The sequence below is a fragment of the Bacillus pumilus genome (assembly GCF_038738535.1).
Lineage (GTDB): Bacteria > Bacillota > Bacilli > Bacillales > Bacillaceae > Bacillus.
On record NZ_CP046128.1, the window covers coordinates 2,555,365 to 2,573,915 of the forward strand.

Below are 18,551 nucleotides of genomic sequence, written 5' to 3' on the forward strand. Positions count from 1 at the left end.
GCTCCTTTTCGTAAAAGCGGTTCGTGAGGGTAATTCGAATATCTCTTTGTACCGACTCGCACCAGCCGTCAGCTCTCTTGGACAGGGAAAGATAATTCTACTGAATCTCAGTCAAAACCTTTACATATTCAACTAATGTCATTTTAAACATACTTTTGGTATCAAGTCAACTGATGAAAAAAATTAATCTTCCATTGTCGATAGGTCGCCAGCCGGTAAATTCAGTTCCCACGCCTTTAGCACACGTCTCATAATTTTTCCGCTTCGCGTTTTAGGTAGTTTGTCTTTAAACTCGATTTCTCTCGGTGCCGCATGTGCAGCGAGTCCTTTTTTCACAAACGTACGAATTTCTTCTTTCAGCTCATCTGTCGGCTCATAACCGCTTCTGAGCGCAATGAATGCTTTAATAATTTCACCGCGGACTGGATCTGGTTTTCCAATGACACCAGCCTCTGCAATGGCCGGATGTTCGACCAGCTTACTTTCCACCTCAAAAGGACCAACCCGCTCTCCTGATGTCATGATCACATCATCGACACGTCCCTGGAACCAAAAGTATCCGTCTTCGTCCATATAAGCTGAATCTCCTGAAACATACCAATCTCCCGGCATAAAGTAAGATTCATATTTTTCAGGATTGTTCCAGATCGTATGCATCATAGACGGCCAGCCTTTTTTGATGGCGAGGTTGCCCATCCGGTATGGCGGGAGTTCATTTCCGGCATTATCGACAATCGCAGCTTCTACGCCTGGAATCGGTTTCCCCATTGAACCTGGTTTGATGTCCATGCATGGATAATTACAAATCAGCTGTGCACCGGTTTCAGTCATCCACCAAGTGTCATGAATTCGTTTACCAAATACAGCGTCTCCCCATCGGATGACTTCTGGATTTAGAGGCTCACCTACACTTAACACATGACGGAGCGAGCTGAGATCATATTTTTGAATAAGGTCATCTCCTGCTCCCATCAGCATTCTAAAGGCAGTCGGAGCACTGTACCAAACGGTCACACCTAGTGATTCAATGGTTTCATACCACGTATCAGGGTTAAACCTGCCGCCTAAAATGACATTCGTCGCCCCATTTAACCACGGTGAAAAAATGCCGTACACTGTGCCTGTTACCCAGCCTGGGTCAGCTGTACACCAGTAGACGTCGTCTTCTTTCAGATCAAGCACCCATTTACCGGTCTGGTCTTGCTGCACCATTGCGCCATGGACATGCAGCACACCTTTTGGCGTACCTGTGGACCCTGACGTGTAATGAAGCAGAAAGCCGTCTTTTTCATCCATCCATTCAATCTCAAGGTCCTTTGCTGCCTGCTCAAACGCCTCTTCGTAATGGATTGTCCGAACGCCATCGACGTCTTCCTTTTCACCGCCGACAATGATGACGGATTCAAGCTTCGGAAGCTCTGCAAACGGAATGCGTTCAAGCAGATCCGGCGTTGTCACAATGACCTTCGCCTCACTATTTTCTAAACGGTCTTTGACCGCTCCTTCCATAAATGCCTCAAATAACGGACCAACGATCGCACCAATTTTGACTGCGCCAAGCAGAAGAAAATAGAGCTCAGGTGATCTTGGCATAAAGATAAATACGCGATCCCCTTTTTGCACATGCGCCTTTTCTCTGAATAGATTTCCCGCTTTATTTGTGTTGATTTTCATATCCCTGAACGTATACTTTTCATCACGCTGTGAATCTTTGTAGTGAAGCGCCACCTTGTTCTTACGAAACGAGTCCGCATGTCTGTCAATCGCTTCATAGGCTGCATTTATGTTTCCTGTTTCATACCACGAGAAGTTTTTTCTTGCTTCCTCCCATGAAAATTCTTTGTATGCCTGCTCATAATCATTTAAATGATAGTCCCCTTTTACTGATGGCAGCGTTTCCAATTTCATCAAACAGTCCCCCTTTGCATACGTTTACAATGACCATTATAGTATAGATGACTTTTTTTCTCAATTTTTAAAAAACTTATGGTGAAACCGTTTTAATTCTTGCAAGTTTTAAGATAAAATAGAGACGACTCACTAGAATTTGAGGCGGTGGATACGTGGAGCATCCTAAAACTTATTATTCAAAAACCATTGAGCAAGAAACAGGTTCCATCCTTATTGAAGGTCCGGTACCTGCACCAGAGCTTGCGAACTATACCTTTCATGAAGGACTGACGGCATTTCGCACGCCTGAGGAACAGAAACAAGCACTTGTTGAAATAGCAGACCTTCCAGAAGGACGTATTATCATTGCAAGAATGGATGAGCTTGTCGTAGGCTATGTCACGTATTTGTATCCTGATCCGCTTGAGCGCTGGTCAGAGGGTAAAATGGACAATTTAATCGAGCTTGGCGCGATTGAGGTCGCTCCTCCATTTAGAGGCTGCTCACTTGGCAAGCATTTACTTGATGTGAGCATGATGGATGAGCAAATGGAGAATTATATCATCATTACAACTGAATATTACTGGCATTGGGATTTAAAGGGGACAAAGAAAAACGTGTGGGAGTACCGCAAAATGATGGAGAAAATGATGAACGCAGGCGGTCTTGTCTGGTTTGCAACAGACGAGCCAGAGATCAGCTCACATCCAGCCAATTGTTTAATGGCCAGAATCGGGAAAAATGTGAATCCTGATTCGATTGAGCGTTTCGATCGTCTTCGCTTCCATCAACGCTTTATGTATTAACGTTCAATTCGTTTTTTTGGCAAAGGGGATTGGTAAACAATGATGATTGAACAAATTATGGAGCGTGATGTGATCACGCTGCGAAAAACCGATACGATTGAAGAAGCCATTCAAAAAATGAGTGCACATCACATTCGGCATATTCCGATCGTATCTGATCAAGGTTCTGTCATTGGGATGGTGACAGACCGGGATATTAAAAATGCCAGTCCAAGTATATTTGAAACAGAAAAAAGGCAGCTCTTTATTCAGCGTCCTGTTGAAGAGATCATGGTATTAGAGACGATCACTGCTCATCCGCTTGATTTCGTTGAAGAGATTTCAAGTGTCTTTTTTGAACACGGAATTGGCTGCCTTCCAGTGGTGAGACGAGGCAAGCTCGTAGGCATTATCACAAAGACTGATTTGCTTCGTACGTTTGTCAGACTGACAGGTGCAGATCAGCCTGGGTCACACTTAGAGGTTGAAGTGGACCAGATGACAGAAGGCCTCGCAGACATTACGGCCATTTTAAAGGAGCAGCATATTCAAATGCTGAGTGTGCTCGTGTATCCGCATGCAAATGAAGCCTCTAAAGTGCTCGTATTCCGCCTTCAAACCATTCATGCAGATCATGTGACGAAGCTGATTCGTGCAAAAGGCTATAAGGTGCTGTGGCCAATGGAGCAGACGATCAAATGAAGGAAGCGACCTTTGTTTTTTCACCCTCTTTTCAAACGTACCAATTTCACCAAGACCATCCCTTCAATCAGCTTCGTGTCTACTTAACATATGATCTTCTTCAAAAAATGAAGGCGTTAACAGATGATGAGATCGTCGCACCGCGTATGGCGACACTGGAGGAATTAAAGCTCGTCCATACAGCCGATTATATTCAAGCTGTGCAGCGGGCTAGTGAAGGAAAGCTCTCTACAGCAGAGGGTGAACGCTACGGCCTTGGCACGGAGGATACACCGATGTTTGCAGGTATGCATGAGGCAGCTTCTCTCCTTGTTGGCGGGACATTAACAGCCGTTGACCAAGTAATGATGGGACACTCGCAGCATGCACTCAATCTTGGCGGCGGACTTCACCACGGGTTTAAAGGACGTGCATCTGGCTTTTGTATATATAATGACAGCTCCGTGGCAATACAATATATTCAAAAGACATATGGTGCAAGAATTTTATATATTGATACAGATGCCCATCATGGAGATGGTGTACAATTCAGCTTCTATGACGACCCAGAGGTCTGTACGGTCTCTATTCATGAAACGGGGCGCTACTTGTTCCCTGGAACTGGACAAGTACAGGAAAGAGGTCACGATAAAGGCTATGGCTACGCCTATAATATTCCGCTTGATGCATTTACAGAAGACGAATCGTTCCTCGAAGCATACCGAACAGCAGTGACTGAAATTGCTGCTTTTTTTAAACCAGATGTGATTTTGACGCAAAACGGCGCGGATGCACACTACTATGATCCGTTAACCCATTTATCTGCCACCATGAAAATATATGAGGAAATTCCTAGACTTGCCCATGAGTTAGCGCATCAATATTGTGATGGCAAATGGATTGCTGTTGGCGGAGGGGGATATGATATTTGGCGTGTCGTTCCAAGGGCATGGAGCCGGATTTGGCTTGAGATGAAAGGCATCACACCGCCGGCTGAACTGCCTCAGGACTGGGTTCAGGCTTGGCATAAACAATCGCCTGTCAGCCTGCCATCGACATGGGGGGACCCTGACGATTTATATCCACCGATCCCAAGAAAAGCAGAAATCACAGAAAAGAATGCTCAAACTGTAGAAAAAGCACTTATGCCTGTAAGAAGAGAAAAGAAAAATGCATAAGAAAAGCAGGCATTCACTAATGTGTAAGCCTGCTTTTTCGTTTTATTTTGTTGATTGTCTTTCTTCAATTCTGTGCGGAAGCTCAACAATTTGATCGTCCACTTGTTCTTTGTTCATCAGCTTTGTCAGCAGTCTCATTGCGACAGCGCCAATATCATAGGTCGGCTGAACAACTGTTGTCAGCTGAGGACGCACCATGAGAGAAAGTCTCGTGTTATCAAAGCCAATCACTTCTAAGTCCTCAGGAATCGATACGCCTCTATCTTGTGCTCCGTGAATGACACCTAGCGCCATTTCATCGGTAGCCGCAATAACAGCTGTCGGCTTGTCAGACTGCTCAAGTAAATGAGCAAGTGATTCAATTCCAGAATCATAGGAGTAATCGCCTTCAGCGACGAGCGCATCGTCAAATGCGATGCCCGCTTCTTCAAGCGCACGCTTATAACCTGCAAGCTTTCTCATAGAGTTAATCGGTTCTGACATTGGGCCAGATACGAAGGCAATTCGCTTATGTCCTTTCTCAACTAAAAGCTGAACTGAATCATAAATCGCTTGCTCGTAGTTGATATTGACAGATGGTGTTTGAGCCTGCTCTTCAACAGATGCTGCAAGAACAATTGGCACAGGAGAGCGCTTAAATTCTTCAACAAGCACATCTGTGATGTTTCCGCCCATAAAGACAATCCCATCTACTTGTTTACCTAGCATTGTATTTAATAGATGAAGCTCTTTATCGGTATTTTGATCTGAGTTGCTTAAAATGATGTTGTACTTATACATCGTGGCGATATCTTCAATTCCGCGAGCAAGCTCCGAATAGAAGATACTAGAAATATCAGGGATGATCACCCCAACTGTTGTAGTTTTTTTACTTGCAAGGCCTCGTGCCACAGCATTCGGACGGTAGCCAAGACGATCAATCGCTTCAAGTACCTTTTTTCTTGTTGTTGGTTTTACATTCGGATTACCATTCACTACGCGTGATACCGTTGCCATACTTACATTTGCTTCTCTTGCTACATCATATATTGTAACATTATTCACATAAATCACTCCTTCAAATACACTTCATATCTATAGCATTCACCAATTGGATAGAGACATGTCAGATACGAGGAAAATAATATCCTATTTGTCATTAAAACGATGAAAAGAGACACATAATTTTTCAATCTACATCAAAATGACATTCTTTTATGAAATTATACACGTTTTTTCACCATATGAAAACGTTCCCTTTCTTTTTATAACTAAATTAAACAAACTTTAATGAGCTTGTTACCTGTAAATTGAATCATATTTCATGAAAAATCGTCGAGAACGTCAGCTATGACAATGATCTTAGCAGATTCTATCGAATTTTAAAAATGAAAACATTGTGAACAAGCACTTTTGAGGCTTGTAATGTGCTCTTTTCCTTTCATTCCCAATCTCCATCATATTTTATCCATAGAAAAACCGCCGGGCAGTTATCCGGCGGCTTTTCTATCTATGATTACGCGTGAATGTTAACAAGTGGTCTTAACGCATCTAACCATTTTTCGAATTGAGGAATGTCCATTTGCTGCGCTGAGTCAGATAGAGCAACAGATGGATCTGGGTGCACTTCTGCCATAACACCGTCTGCTCCAATCGCAAGAGCTGCTTTCGCTGTTGGAAGGAGAAGATCTCTACGTCCAGTTGAGTGCGTCACATCAACGAAGACTGGTAAATGTGTCTCTTGTTTCAAGATTGGCACAGCAGAGATATCTAGTGTATTTCTTGTCGCTGTTTCGTATGTGCGGATACCGCGCTCGCAAAGGATGATTTGGTCATTTCCTTGGGCGATGATGTATTCAGCTGCATTGATGAATTCTGAAATTGTCGCTGCAAGACCACGCTTTAAAAGAACTGGTTTCTTCACAGATCCGGCTGCTTTTAATAGCTCAAAGTTTTGCATGTTTCGTGCACCAATTTGGATGACATCGATATGCTCAATCGCTTCTTCAATATGAGCAGGATTGACGATTTCACTAATGACAGCAAGACCGTATTCATCCGCTACACGCTTTAGAATTTTTAGACCGTCTACACCAAGTCCTTGGAAATCGTATGGACTTGTGCGAGGTTTAAATGCACCTCCGCGAAGTAGTTTTAGTCCTTGCTGTTTCGCTGCTGCCGCAACTTCTGCGACTTGCTCGTAGCTTTCAACAGCACATGGTCCAACGATGAAGCGCTGTTTCCCATCACCGATCGCTTCTCCATTGATGTTCACGATTGTATTTTCCGATTTTTTCTTACGAGAAACAAGAAGTGCTTTGCTGTGGTCATCTTCTTGAAGCTCTAGACCTGCTTTGAAAATCTCTTTGAAAATATGCTGAATCGTTGAGTTTTCGAACGGTCCATCATTTGCTTCAAGAATTTGGTTCAGCATTGTGCGCTCTCTGACAGGATCATAACGGTTGACACCTTGCGCTTCTTTCGCCTTTCCAATTTCTTTTACTATGCTTCCTCTTTCATTGATCAGTTTTAAGATTTGAAGATTTAGTTCATCTGCCTGCTGTCTCAATTGTTCTAGTTCATTGTTGCTCATTTTTGTCATCCTTTCCTCTGCCTGTTCTCGCTTTTTATTTTTTCATTCTCTCATGATAGGGTTTATTATAAACAAAGATTTCGGAATTGTCACGAAAATTTTCTTTATTACCCAAACGCTTTTAAGCGATAAAGTATTATGTGTAAGATTATAGCATACTTTTAGTTGAAGTAAACCTTTTTTTATAAAAAAACGTCAGCAATTGCTGACGTTTCTTCTACAGATTATGTTCAAGCGCTTCTTTTGTAATGCTTGAGTGAGATGCATGCCACTTCACTTTTCCACCGCTAAAGACGAGTGCCTGGGGACTTTCATGCTTTACCCCCGACTTTTCAGTCACATAGGATGAAAGCTCTCTTGTGTTTTGGATTTGCAAGAAATAAGTAGGCACGTCTTCATGTGCAGACGCAAATGCTTCAAACTCTTGAAAAGCCGCTTGACTGATCGGACATGTCAAACTGTGCTTAAAAAAGACAAACGTCCCATCTTGATTCGTTAGTTGATCAAACTGTTCTTCTGTTTCAATGAGTTGTTTTGACATGATGTTCTCCTTCTTCACTCCGAGCAGTGAGAGTTAGCCTTTAGTCGATTGTTCTACTTTTTCTTTGACATCTTTGATGCCATCTTCAATTTCTGATTTCGCTTCTTGTGCTCGTACTTTTGCTTCGTCTGCTACATCTGAAGCTTCATTTGCTAGGTCAGCTGCTGCATCTTCTGCTTCACTTTTCACATGATTAGCTTTTCCAGCTGCACGCTCTTTTATGTCTTTCACTTTGTCTAAAATCTGGTTTGACTGTTCTGCTACCAGTTGGGACAATTCAGACGTTTTATCTTTCGCAATCGTCACATATTCAGTGCCTCTTTCTTTTGCATCTGTTGTGAGGCGATCTGTTTTTTCTTTTAAAACATTCGCTTGGGTGTTCAAATCATCGCGAAGCTCTTTCCCTGACTTCGGTGCTAAAAATAAGGCTGTTGTTGCACCAACAATTCCACCAATAAGTGTTCCGATCAAAAAGTCTTTGCTATTGATTCCGTCTTTGCTCATGATTATTCCTCCTATGCGAAAATGGTTTATTTTTGGTGCTTTCGTTGTTTCCATTTTTTATAAATTTCAAGTGCTGCGTTACTCCAGCTTACCACATCCGTGACTTTTTCTTGATTTCGTTCAACGGATGAAGAAACTGCACCAGCTGCCTGCTTTATGCTTGTATTAAATTGGTTGATCGAGCCGCCAATTCCCTGCACCGCATCCACAACTGTGTTGAGTTTTGCCGATTTGTCTTGAATATCTTCAGCAAGCTGATTCGTCTTATGTAGCAACTGTGTCGTCTCTGTGGTGATCCCTTGCATCTGACCTTCAAGACCTTCTAAAGTTGATGCAACATTCTTTAATGTCAGCTGTAAGGATTTTAATGTTTTGGACAAATGGATGACAAGAATGAGGAAAGCAATTGCGATCAGTGCAACGCTTAGATATAGAATAATAATCATCTGATACCTCCTTTGCTGCGGGCATATGCAATTCATTACCCTCTCGTTGTATCATTCAAACATCGCCTAGAATGACCGATTGAATAATAATTCTACACTTATTCGCTGATTCCTGTCCACAGCGAACGAAAAAAAGCGGCAGATGTTGACACATTTAGCCCCTTTGTCACATTTTATTCAAAATAAAAAAAGTGCCGACCAAAACGGCACTTTTCCTTTAAGCATTTATACAGCGACTTTCTCATAAGCACGCAGATATTTTTGAATGTCTCCTGCTCCCATAAAGATCAGAATCCCATCTTCGTGCGCTTTCAGCACAGATGTATCTTCTTCCGCAATCAATTGGGCCTGCGGGATTTTTTCTCGTAAATCTTCGATACTCAGCTTCCCAATGTTTTCACGGGCTGAACCGAAAATATCGCATAGGTATACATAGTCCGCTTTTTTCAGACTGTCAGCAAATTCACTTAAGAATTGCTGTGTACGTGTGAAGGTATGCGGCTGGAAGACAGCGACAATATCACGGTCTGGATATTTTTGACGTGCTGCTTCAATGGTGACTTCAATCTCCGTTGGGTGATGGGCATAGTCGTCAATTAAAACCTGCTCACCGACCACTTTTTCATTAAAGCGGCGTTTCACCCCGCCAAATGTCATTAGTGCCCCTTTGATGAGCTCTACATCAATGGCTTCATAGTGACATAATGCAATCACAGCTAATGAATTGAGGACATTATGATTTCCGTAGGCAGGAATGTAGAAGGTATCATAAAACGTATTGCGTACAAATACATCAAATGTAGTGCCTTCCGTGTTTTTCACAACATTGCGTGCTTGGAAATCATTTTCTTCATTGAAACCGTAGTACACAACAGGTACCTTCGCTTGAATCTTGGGCAGATGCTCATCATCACCGCAAGCGATAATGGCTTTTTTCACTTGAAGCGCCATGTTTTGAAATGCATCAAACACGTCGTCAATGTCCGAGAAATAATCAGGATGATCAAAATCAATATTGGTCATGATCGCATAGTCTGGATGATAGCTAAGGAAGTGTCTGCGGTATTCGCATGCTTCAAATACAAAATACTCGCTGTTTTCTTTCCCCATACCAGATCCATCACCGATTAAGTATGAAGTTGGTTTCGCTGATTGCATCACATGGGCAAGCAGTCCTGTTGTCGACGTTTTACCATGAGCACCAGTAATCGCAACGTTTGTGAATGAATCCATGTATTCTCCAAGGAATTTATGGTAACGAATGACAGGAATCCCTTCAGAAAGGGCACGTTCAATCTCAGGGTGCGTATCAGGAAATGCATTACCTGCAATCACGGTCATCCCTGGCTGAATATTATCTGGGTCAAATGGAAGAATTTTAATATTTCGTTCTTCTAATGCTTTTTGTGTAAAGATATGTTTTTCGATATCCGATCCTTGGACAGTATACCCAGTATCATGAAGAATTTGGGCCAGTGGACTCATACCTGTCCCTTTTATTCCAACAAAATGATAAACAGTCATAATTGTACCTCCAACAAACGTCTATCTGACTTACAGTATATGACGCTCATTTCAATTTGCAACTTGTGATTTTCGCCTCTAGCGGCTCACAGATCGCAGCTCCAAATAAAGATTTTTTTCCGATCTTCCTATTCTAATCAATATTAACTATGATTAGTATCCGACAACTTTCCTATTTCTAACACCTGCTTTCGCTCATTTTACATAAAAAAGCGTTCTGACAGGCATACGAAAAGCGTCCAATTACAAAATTGCACCTATGTGCTATCATACCATGTTTATAAAAAAAATGAAGTGGTTTGTTTAGATCAGCTGTTCTAAGTCACTCAGTGTCATGAGGACTTCCCTTGGCTTACTGCCTTTTGCACCAGAGATCATGCCCTCGCGTTCCATCATGTCGATCAATCTGGCTGCACGATTGTAGCCAATTCTAAATCTTCGCTGCAAACTCGATGTACTAGCGCTATTCTGCTCAATCGCAAAACGGCAGGCATCCATAAACAATTCGTCTTCATCTGTAATCGCAGAGCCTTGGAGCATTAATTCCTCCTGTTCGAAAAGGAACACTGGCTTACGCTGTTTTCTTACATGTGCCACTACTTGATCAATCTCACGGTCTGATACAAAGTTCCCTTGCAGCCTCGTCGGCTTGCCGGAGCCATTTTCTAAGAAAAGCATGTCTCCTTTTCCGAGAAGCTTTTCTGCACCTGCCATGTCAATGATCGTTCTAGAATCTACCTGACTTGAGACAGAGAAAGCAATTCTTGTTGGGATATTGGCTTTAATGAGTCCTGTGATGACATCAACAGAAGGTCTTTGTGTCGCAATCAATAAATGAATGCCGCATGCTCTTGCTTTTTGTGCGATTCGGCAAATGCTTTCTTCGACTTCATTTGGTGCGACCATCATTAAATCAGCGAGCTCATCGATCACAACGACAAGATAAGGCAGTTTTTCACCCATTTGTTTTTCTTTGACAAGCTCATTGAATCGTTTAATTTCTCTCACGCCAGAGTGCGCAAACAGTTCGTAGCGCCTTTCCATTTCATCCACTACCCATTTCAGAGCGGCTGTCGCTGTCTTGGCATCGGTGATGACAGGACTCACGAGATGCGGAATGTGATTATATGGCGCTAATTCAACCATTTTAGGGTCGATTAAGAGCATTTTTACTTCATCTGGTGACGCTTTAAACATTAAGCTCACTAAAATGGTATTGATACAGACACTTTTTCCTGACCCTGTTGCTCCAGCAATTAAGCCATGCGGCATTTTTTGCAGATCAACCACAACAGGCTGGCCAGATATATCTAATCCGAGTGCTGCTGTTAAAGGTGATGGATTTTCTCTAAATGCACTGCTTCTGATCATCTCTCGTAAGAAAACCATTTTACTGTGAAGGTTCGGCACTTCGATCCCGATCGTGTTCTTACCTGGAATCGGTGCTTCGATTCGAATATCTTTTGCGGACAAACTGAGTTTAATATCATCTGATAGGTTCGTGATTTTGTTCACTTTGACACCTGGTTCTGGATGTACTTCAAACCTTGTCACAGAAGGGCCTTGCGTGACATGAACCACACTTGCTCTGACATTGAAATTTTTCAGCGTGGCATTGAGCAGCTCTGCCCGCTCTTTCACCCATGTCCCGTCCTCTTCTTTTTGAGCTGGAGGTACGTCTAAAAGGGCGAGACTTGGAAAAACATACCCTTGTGCATCTGCTGCTTTCTTTTGCCCTTGCACACGCTGATCACTTTTTAACATCATGACGTTAAAAGGTACCGTTGAGGTTTGTCCGCTTGTACGTTGCGTCTGCGGAGCTGCTTGTTTCGGTTTTTCTTCCATCACTTCATGCACTTGTTCTTGCTTTTCTTGCTGCTCTATGACAGGTTCTGCTGGTTCAGTAGCGGTCTCATCGTCTGCTACTTGTTCTATTGGCATCATTTGATCTTCTACTATTTCAGCTTCTTCCAACAATTGGTCTTCTTGCAGATCATGCTTGGCGACTGGCTCAGCTTCTTCCAATGCTGCCGCTGGCACTTCTTCTTGATGATCTTCTATGGAATCAGCTTCTATTTCCGCGACCGGTTCTGCTGTGATGTCTTCTGTTACCTCAACTTCTTCTGCCGGCATGTCTACTTCCATTTCAATTGCGGGATGTGTGTCTTCTGCTGTTTCGAATGTAAACGGTTCTATTTCCTCCGTATGATCTACAAACTGATGTACCGGCTCGCCTTTTATTTCTTCGTCATCGCTTGAGACATCCTGTTCCGGCTCAGCCTCTACCGGCTGTTCTTGATAAGCTTCGGCCTCCTGATTATGTAAGTCAGCTTCAATATGGTCTTGAGGCTCAGAAAAGGCTGGCTCTTTTTCCTCTGTTTGAATGAAAGGCTCGTCATTTAAACGCTCCATCGTCGATTGAACGTGATCCTGATAAGCGAGTTCCTCTTGCAAAGTGAGCGGGGTCACGTCTGTTTGCATGTCCACTTTTTCTTCTGCTGGGGTTGAAACCGTTTCTTCCATACGATTTTCTTTCCGTATTGACGGAATGTTCATTTGCTGTCTGACATTTCGTACACGCTCTGCCTCTTCTGATAACAGGGTGACACGCTGCGCTGTTTCTGCTGCTTTCATTTGAACAGGAGATGATTCTTCTTTCGCTTCTGTTCGTTTTGGACGCATATCCTGATGATAGCCATAGATCGGTGATGGAATTTGCTCTGTTTTGAATGGCTTTTTATTGATGTCAGGCTGCACCGTTTGTTTTGGCTCATAGGTCTTCTGCTTAGCCTTTGGCTTGCTTGGCTTTGCGCGTCTTCTTTCCTGCTTCACTCCGTCACGCAGAGGTTCATCTGGAACGAGCGGAAAGCGGAAGTTGCCTTTCGGATATTCATAATAGACTTTTGTATCTTCAATTTTCTTATATTCTTTATGCTGTTCAAAAACTGGCTGGGCTGGTGCAGCTGGACCTTCCTCAGGTCTCACAGCTTTTTCTTCTTTCTTTTCTTCTCCTAAAAATACACTAAAAAATTTATCTAACCAACTCATCATTTATCACTCACTTTAACTCCCCTTACGTTTTCTTGGGCGATTTTTAGTATACCATTGCTTTTTCATGCAGAAAAGCGAGAAAAGTGCTGCTCTTTGCTATTTGTGCTGTCTGTAGATGAAAAAAAGTCACTAAGTACGTACTTAGTGACTTTTGGTATAACACATTCTTCGCTCCTATATGCCCGTTTATGGGAGGTTACGCTTTAAAGGGTTCGCCAGCTTGGTGGCTTCCCTCTAGAACAAGAATCCCTTTTTCAGCAGGCGCGTCTGGAAGATCTAGTTCTTTTGCTGAACAAATCATTCCGCTTGATGGAACACCTCTTAGCTCAGCATCTTTAATGACCAAACCGCTTGGCATCACCGCACCAACCTTCGCAACCACGACATATTGCCCTTGATCAACATTTGGTGCACCACACACGATTTGTAATGTTTCATCGCCAACATCTACTTGGCAAATGTTTAATTTATCTGCATTCGGATGCTTTTCTTTTTCCTTCACATAACCGACAACAAATTTTGGTGATAGATCTACAGTCAACGTTTCACTTACACCGTTGCGGTTTAAAATTTCGTTGATATCTTGAACAAGTGTTTCAGATAGCGGTACAGATCCGTTTTCTTCAATTTTCATGTAAGTGGATGCGTTGAAGATATTAAAACCTGTTGTTTCTTTTGTTTCTTGATTGAAGATTCTTACGACATCTCCAAACGTCTCATGACCTACTTCTTCTCTCGTCACATCTTTCAATGAAATAAGGAGTGTGTCGCCTACACCTTCTGCATTATAAAAAACGTTCATTCTTCAAAATTCCCTTCTACTGCTGTTTTGGTCTGCTTTTAGCAAGAATAAAGATCGGTTCAAGCTTGCCCTCGTCATATAAAAATGACAATGCGGTAATCGGAACCGTGCCGCTGGCGAAGAAACTCATCGACATCTGTCCTAAAATATCATAGCCTGATTCATTGCGAACATCTGCAATGATGAATACATCTTGATGGGGAACAGAAATGGCCATCTGTCCTTCTATTTTTTGCGCGTATTCTTGTAAAATCGATTCATTTAAAAGTCTGCTGGCATCATATCCGTCATTCGCACGGAAGAAATAAAACCGATTGCCTGCAACTTCATCCATTTTCACCACAGTTTCAAGTGAGCGGACATTGAAGCTTGCAGTTTCCCTAATTCGCTCTTTTGTCCAGTTTTCCTTTTGAAGCATTTTCTCATCAATTAATCTGTAGGTGCTTCCAAGGTCAAGTGCGTAGAAGATTCTCGTTTCAGCTGTATGCTCATCAAAAACTAGAGGAATGCCATCACTTGATGCCTCAGGAAAGGAAGTGGAACGAATGACAGGATAGATCTGCTTTTCTTTTCCTGAGATGTGCTGCGCTTCGCCTTTCATGGCACTTAGCGCCTCTTTCACATAGTAAACGATCTCATCTAATGTTTCATCAGGCTTTACTTCCCACTTTGCAATGATTGGCGGGAGCTCTAGTGTAATACCTTTACTTGTTTGTTTATCTTCAATACGAAGCGTATCTTTTTCTCGGTCAAACTGGTGTGACCAGCTGTCATTTGTCAGACGGCTTTTGAGTTCGTTCGCAAGCTGTCTTGATGTCATTTTTGTCATGATTTAGACTCTCCTTTCATTATTTAGAAAGAGAATCTGTTAAAAATGCTTCAATCTCTTCCTTCGTCTTACGATCCTTGCTGACAAAGCGGTTAACCTCTTGTCCATTTTTAAAAACTAAAAAGCTTGGAATGCCGTAAATTTCCCACTCTGCGCAAGTGTCAATGAACTGATCTCTATCCACATAGAAGTACTCAAATTCTGGGTAGTTTGCTTCAAGCTCTGGCAAGAATGGTTCGATAAAGGTGCAGTCCGGGCACCAGTCAGCTGAAAATAGCAATACTGTTAAGTCTTCTTGAATCACTTTTTGTAATTCTTCGTTTGATTCAATTTTTTTCATGTTTCATTCCTCCAGTTTGTATGGTTAAATCTCCGAATTGTATATAGCCTTTCTTTCTCATCCATTCTGATACTACCAAACTAATCACTGCCGGGCCAACGATATGCAAAAGAGCGATCGCCAGAAAAACGGATGGATGAAATCCCATAACGGTCAGTGTCATGAGCTGTCCAACGAGGCCGCTCGTTCCCATACCTGCCCCTGCCGCATTATTGACCATCCCAAAGCCAATAATACCAATTGGCGCGAGAATGAGGCCCGCAATCGTCGGCGGAATAAGGATAAGGGGATTTTTCACAATGTTCGGCAGCTGCAATTTTGACGTGCCAATGCCGACAGCAGCAAGACCGCCAAAACGATTTTCTCTAAAGCCTGCAGCGGCAAAGCCGACCATTTGAGCGCAGCAGCCAATCGTTGCAGCACCAGCCGCTGTTCCGCTTAAGTCAAGCATGAGCGCAAGCGCCGCACTTGAAATCGGTGAGCTGAGGGCAAGTCCAACAATGGTCGCTACTAGCATGCCCATGATGAGCGGACTTTGGTCAGTCCCCCACATGATGAGTCTGCCAAGCCCTGTCATCATGGCTTCAATCCCAGGACCGATCAAAGCGGCGGTGAAAAAGCCAGTAATAATGGTGACAAGCGGCGTTAAAATAATATCAATTCTTGTCTCACCACTGACCAGCTTGCCGAGTTCCACACCAATTAATGCTGTGACAAAGCTTCCAGCAGGTCCACCAAGCTCTGCTCCTGCAGCACCTGAGACAACACTTGCAAAAATGATCAAAGGAGATGCATGTAAGCGATACGCAACGGCTACACCGATTGCTGGTCCCATGAGCCCCATCGCAAGTGTTCCCATTTTGATGATGAGCGGAAGTGATAACAGACCGCCTGCTGTTTTTAAAATCAGCCCTACCACTAATGTAGCAAATAGACCTAAAGCCATATAAGAGAGTGCATCAATGAAATACACTTTTGGCGAAAGGGAGATCCCCTTTCTTTTCAAATAAGTCATCAACGTCGTCTTCCTGCTTTCTCATAGGAAAGACGAAGAGGCCTGTCCTTCCCATTATATGTAGTATTCTTACGATGAAAAATAGTCTCTACCATGAATATCATAATCATATTTTTTTTGCTTTATCAAGCACTTCTTGTGTAACATGAAAAGAAACAGGGCAAACCTTTACTAAGTTTGTACAAAAGGAGGAGATCGTTATGCAATTAACCGTCTATTTAGCAGGAGAAATTCATAGCCAGTGGCGTGATGAAATCAAGGAGAAAAGCCAATCGTTGAAACTGCCGGTGACGTTTGTTGGTCCAATGGAGAATCATGACCGCTCAGATCACATTGGTGAGGACATTTTAGGTGAGCAGCCGAATGCCATTTTCAAAGATGATGCGGCTTCTGATTTGAACAATTTCCGTACTGAGATCTTATTAAACAAGGCAGACGTCGTCATTGCTCGCTTTGGTGAGAAATATAAACAGTGGAACACGGCAATGGATGCATCTGCTGCCATCGCAAAAGGAAAACCTCTCATTTTGATCCGCCCAAAAGAACTGCACCATCCGTTAAAGGAACTATCAAACAAAGCGAATATCACTGTAGAAACCGTGAACCAAGCGATCAAGTCGTTATCTTACGTGTTTGAACAGCAATAAAAAAGGTGAAACTGCAACCTTTTTTCCTCTTTTCGAAACCTTTGCAGACCTGGCAATGAATGCGAGGTTTTGTCTACATATACACACTAAAGGCTGCTCTCATGAAAGAGGCAGCCTTTTCTATTACATTTACACCTGTTGATAAATAGAATCCACTGTACTTTGATCACAGTTTTTCACAAGGCGGACAATTAATTCTTTTGCCGCTGCGTAATCATCCACATGCAATACTGAATGACTTGTATGAATGTAGCGAGCGCAAACCCCAATGACAGCAGAAGGCACGCCTTGGTTTGACACATGCACACGCCCAGCGTCCGTACCACCCGGTGATACGAAGTATTGGTATGGAATGCTGTTTGACTCAGCAGTATCGAGCACAAATTCTCTCATCCCGCGGTGCGTAATCATTGTTCGATCAAAAATACGCAGAAGTGCACCTTTCCCAAGCTGGCCGAATTGGGTTTTGTCACCTGTCACATCGTTTGCAGGACTTGCATCTAAAGCAAAGAACAGATCCGGCTGAATCATATTGGCAGCTACCTCTGCCCCTCTAAGCCCTACTTCTTCTTGAACCGTTGCACCTGAATACAGGTGACATGAAAGGGGTTCGTCTTTTATTTCTTTTAATAACTCAATCGCAAGTCCGCAGCCATAGCGGTTATCCCAAGCCTTCGCTAAAATCTTTTTGGGATTCGCCATTGGGGTAAAGACTGTTGCAGGCACGATTTGCTGTCCTGGGCGAACGCCAAGCTCTTTTGCCTCTTCTTCACTGTCTGCACCAATATCAATCAGCATGTCTGATGGTTTCACAGGTTTGCTTTTTTGTTCTGGCGTGAGAAGATGAGGTGGTGTACTAGAGACGACACCAGGAATTGGCCCGTGATCGGTATGAACGTCCACACGCTGCGCCAGCATGACTTGACTCCACCAGCCGCCGAGTGTTTGGAAACGAATCATCCCATTTTTCGTGATGGATGAAACCATGAATCCCACTTCATCCATATGACCAGCCACCATAATTTTAGGTGCGTTCTCCGGCCCCTTGCGTACGCCAAACACACCGCCAAGACGATCCTGAATGAGTTCATCAGAATATTTCTCAAGTTCCTTTTTCATAAAAGCACGCACATGGTGCTCATTACCTGGAGTTCCCTGTAATTCTGTTAAATTTCGGAAAAGCGACAATGTTTCTTCATTCATTCTACGGTTTACCTCGTTTCTATGTAATGACCATATATATTCCTATAAAAATAACACTCACTTTATACTATAAGAATTCTTTCGGTTTTCCAAGTATCTCTCCAGAAATTTTGAATATGCTTTCAAGTATTCGGATTCCTTAACATCAATGGACAAGTTTTGTATAATGGAAAAAACAGCAATACGGAGGTGCAGCACGTTGAAGTTAAAACATGTTCTGATTGGTGCGAGTATTGGCGTAGCCGCTGCAATTGTTGCAAAGAAAGTATTTTTCCCTACGTATATCTCGTCTGAAAAAGCATTAAAAATTGTGAAATCTGCTTTTAAACAGCGCGGCCCGATTGATGGCTCTTGGATTTATACTGTACCAGAACCGTATACCGTAAATGGTGAAACGATTGATGTGTACAAATCTGGCATTACTCGCTCAGCCTTTGGCGAGCTTGAACAGTACGAAGTCATGATTGATGCCAAAACAGGCATGATCGTTGATGTCATTGATTCTGTGGCTTGATAAAGAAAGCTTCGCAAAGGCGTGTCCTT

18 protein-coding genes and 1 other annotated feature (1 of these 19 running past the window's edge) are annotated in these 18,551 nt (G+C 42.8%); of the genes, 5 read left to right on the forward strand and 13 right to left on the reverse strand.

All coding sequences use genetic code 11. The annotated features are described in order from the left end of the window. Positions 1-124 (reverse strand) — a binding site (T-box leader) (it extends 115 nt beyond the left edge of the window). A gap of 59 nt (positions 125-183) precedes the next feature. Next, a complete protein-coding gene (gene acsA, locus GKC25_RS12950) occupies positions 184-1,908 on the reverse strand; it encodes an acetate--CoA ligase (RefSeq protein ID WP_034665526.1) in 1,725 nt (574 codons plus the stop codon). A gap of 155 nt (positions 1,909-2,063) precedes the next feature. On the opposite strand from acsA, the gene GKC25_RS12955 reads away from it, so the two are divergent. Genes GKC25_RS12955 through GKC25_RS12965 form a run of 3 tightly spaced genes read left to right on the forward strand, consistent with a single transcriptional unit; the run spans position 2,064 to position 4,534 of the window. Beyond that, positions 2,064-2,696: a GNAT family N-acetyltransferase gene (locus GKC25_RS12955; RefSeq protein WP_034665523.1), complete on the forward strand. Its 633-nt coding sequence runs from the start codon at positions 2,064-2,066 to the stop codon at positions 2,694-2,696. A 39-nt stretch (positions 2,697-2,735) separates the two neighbouring features. Further along, complete coding sequence (locus tag GKC25_RS12960) at positions 2,736-3,377, forward strand: CBS and ACT domain-containing protein (protein WP_034665520.1); 642 nt, start codon at positions 2,736-2,738, stop codon at positions 3,375-3,377. Continuing rightward, a complete protein-coding gene (locus GKC25_RS12965; protein ID WP_066030541.1) occupies positions 3,374-4,534 on the forward strand; it encodes an acetoin utilization protein AcuC in 1,161 nt (386 codons plus the stop codon). Before GKC25_RS12960 ends, GKC25_RS12965 begins: the two co-directional genes overlap by 4 nt. Before the next feature lie 42 nt (positions 4,535-4,576). On the opposite strand, the gene ccpA is transcribed toward GKC25_RS12965, so the two are convergent. The 11 genes from ccpA to GKC25_RS13020 form a co-directional block, all read right to left on the reverse strand. Continuing rightward, entirely contained in the window at positions 4,577-5,578 is a 1,002-nt protein-coding gene (ccpA, locus tag GKC25_RS12970; RefSeq protein ID WP_034665514.1) for a catabolite control protein A, read from the reverse strand. A 451-nt stretch (positions 5,579-6,029) separates the two neighbouring features. Beyond that, positions 6,030-7,106 carry a bifunctional 3-deoxy-7-phosphoheptulonate synthase/chorismate mutase gene (locus GKC25_RS12975; protein ID WP_003217626.1) on the reverse strand — a complete coding sequence of 359 codons (1,077 nt, stop codon included), beginning with the start codon at positions 7,104-7,106 and terminating at the stop codon, positions 6,030-6,032. A 217-nt stretch (positions 7,107-7,323) separates the two neighbouring features. Next, complete coding sequence (ytxJ, locus tag GKC25_RS12980) at positions 7,324-7,647, reverse strand: bacillithiol system redox-active protein YtxJ (protein WP_034665511.1); 324 nt, start codon at positions 7,645-7,647, stop codon at positions 7,324-7,326. Between the two features lie 33 nt (positions 7,648-7,680). Next, complete coding sequence (locus tag GKC25_RS12985; protein ID WP_034665507.1) at positions 7,681-8,151, reverse strand: YtxH domain-containing protein; 471 nt, start codon at positions 8,149-8,151, stop codon at positions 7,681-7,683. Between the two features lie 26 nt (positions 8,152-8,177). Continuing rightward, positions 8,178-8,597, reverse strand: coding sequence for a DUF948 domain-containing protein (locus GKC25_RS12990; RefSeq protein WP_187704021.1), 420 nt, complete (start codon positions 8,595-8,597; stop codon positions 8,178-8,180). Between the two features lie 225 nt (positions 8,598-8,822). Next, complete coding sequence (gene murC / locus GKC25_RS12995; protein WP_034665503.1) at positions 8,823-10,121, reverse strand: UDP-N-acetylmuramate--L-alanine ligase; 1,299 nt, start codon at positions 10,119-10,121, stop codon at positions 8,823-8,825. A 303-nt stretch (positions 10,122-10,424) separates the two neighbouring features. Beyond that, the gene (locus GKC25_RS13000; protein ID WP_342689828.1) at positions 10,425-13,172 is read right to left on the reverse strand and encodes a DNA translocase FtsK; all 2,748 of its coding nucleotides are present in this window, start codon (positions 13,170-13,172) and stop codon (positions 10,425-10,427) included. Between the two features lie 196 nt (positions 13,173-13,368). Further along, on the reverse strand, positions 13,369-13,974 hold the full coding sequence (gene ytpR / locus GKC25_RS13005) for a YtpR family tRNA-binding protein (RefSeq protein ID WP_034665498.1): 606 nt from the start codon (positions 13,972-13,974) through the stop codon (positions 13,369-13,371). 16 nt (positions 13,975-13,990) lie between these two features. Beyond that, complete coding sequence (locus tag GKC25_RS13010; protein ID WP_080869489.1) at positions 13,991-14,803, reverse strand: DUF1444 domain-containing protein; 813 nt, start codon at positions 14,801-14,803, stop codon at positions 13,991-13,993. A gap of 19 nt (positions 14,804-14,822) precedes the next feature. Then, entirely contained in the window at positions 14,823-15,143 is a 321-nt protein-coding gene (locus GKC25_RS13015; RefSeq protein ID WP_034665496.1) for a thioredoxin family protein, read from the reverse strand. Continuing rightward, positions 15,130-16,158: a PTS transporter subunit IIC gene (locus GKC25_RS13020; RefSeq protein ID WP_034665493.1), complete on the reverse strand. Its 1,029-nt coding sequence runs from the start codon at positions 16,156-16,158 to the stop codon at positions 15,130-15,132. The genes GKC25_RS13015 and GKC25_RS13020 overlap by 14 nt, the downstream gene beginning before the upstream one ends. A 200-nt stretch (positions 16,159-16,358) precedes the next feature. Between GKC25_RS13020 and GKC25_RS13025 the strand changes: the two genes are divergently transcribed. After that, complete coding sequence (locus GKC25_RS13025) at positions 16,359-16,805, forward strand: YtoQ family protein (RefSeq protein WP_034665492.1); 447 nt, start codon at positions 16,359-16,361, stop codon at positions 16,803-16,805. 129 nt (positions 16,806-16,934) lie between these two features. On the opposite strand, the gene GKC25_RS13030 is transcribed toward GKC25_RS13025, so the two are convergent. After that, on the reverse strand, positions 16,935-18,008 hold the full coding sequence (locus tag GKC25_RS13030) for a M42 family metallopeptidase (protein WP_034665489.1): 1,074 nt from the start codon (positions 18,006-18,008) through the stop codon (positions 16,935-16,937). 199 nt (positions 18,009-18,207) lie between these two features. On the opposite strand from GKC25_RS13030, the gene GKC25_RS13035 reads away from it, so the two are divergent. Continuing rightward, positions 18,208-18,522: a PepSY domain-containing protein gene (locus GKC25_RS13035; RefSeq protein WP_003217759.1), complete on the forward strand. Its 315-nt coding sequence runs from the start codon at positions 18,208-18,210 to the stop codon at positions 18,520-18,522. Positions 18,523-18,551 lie beyond the last annotated feature (29 nt).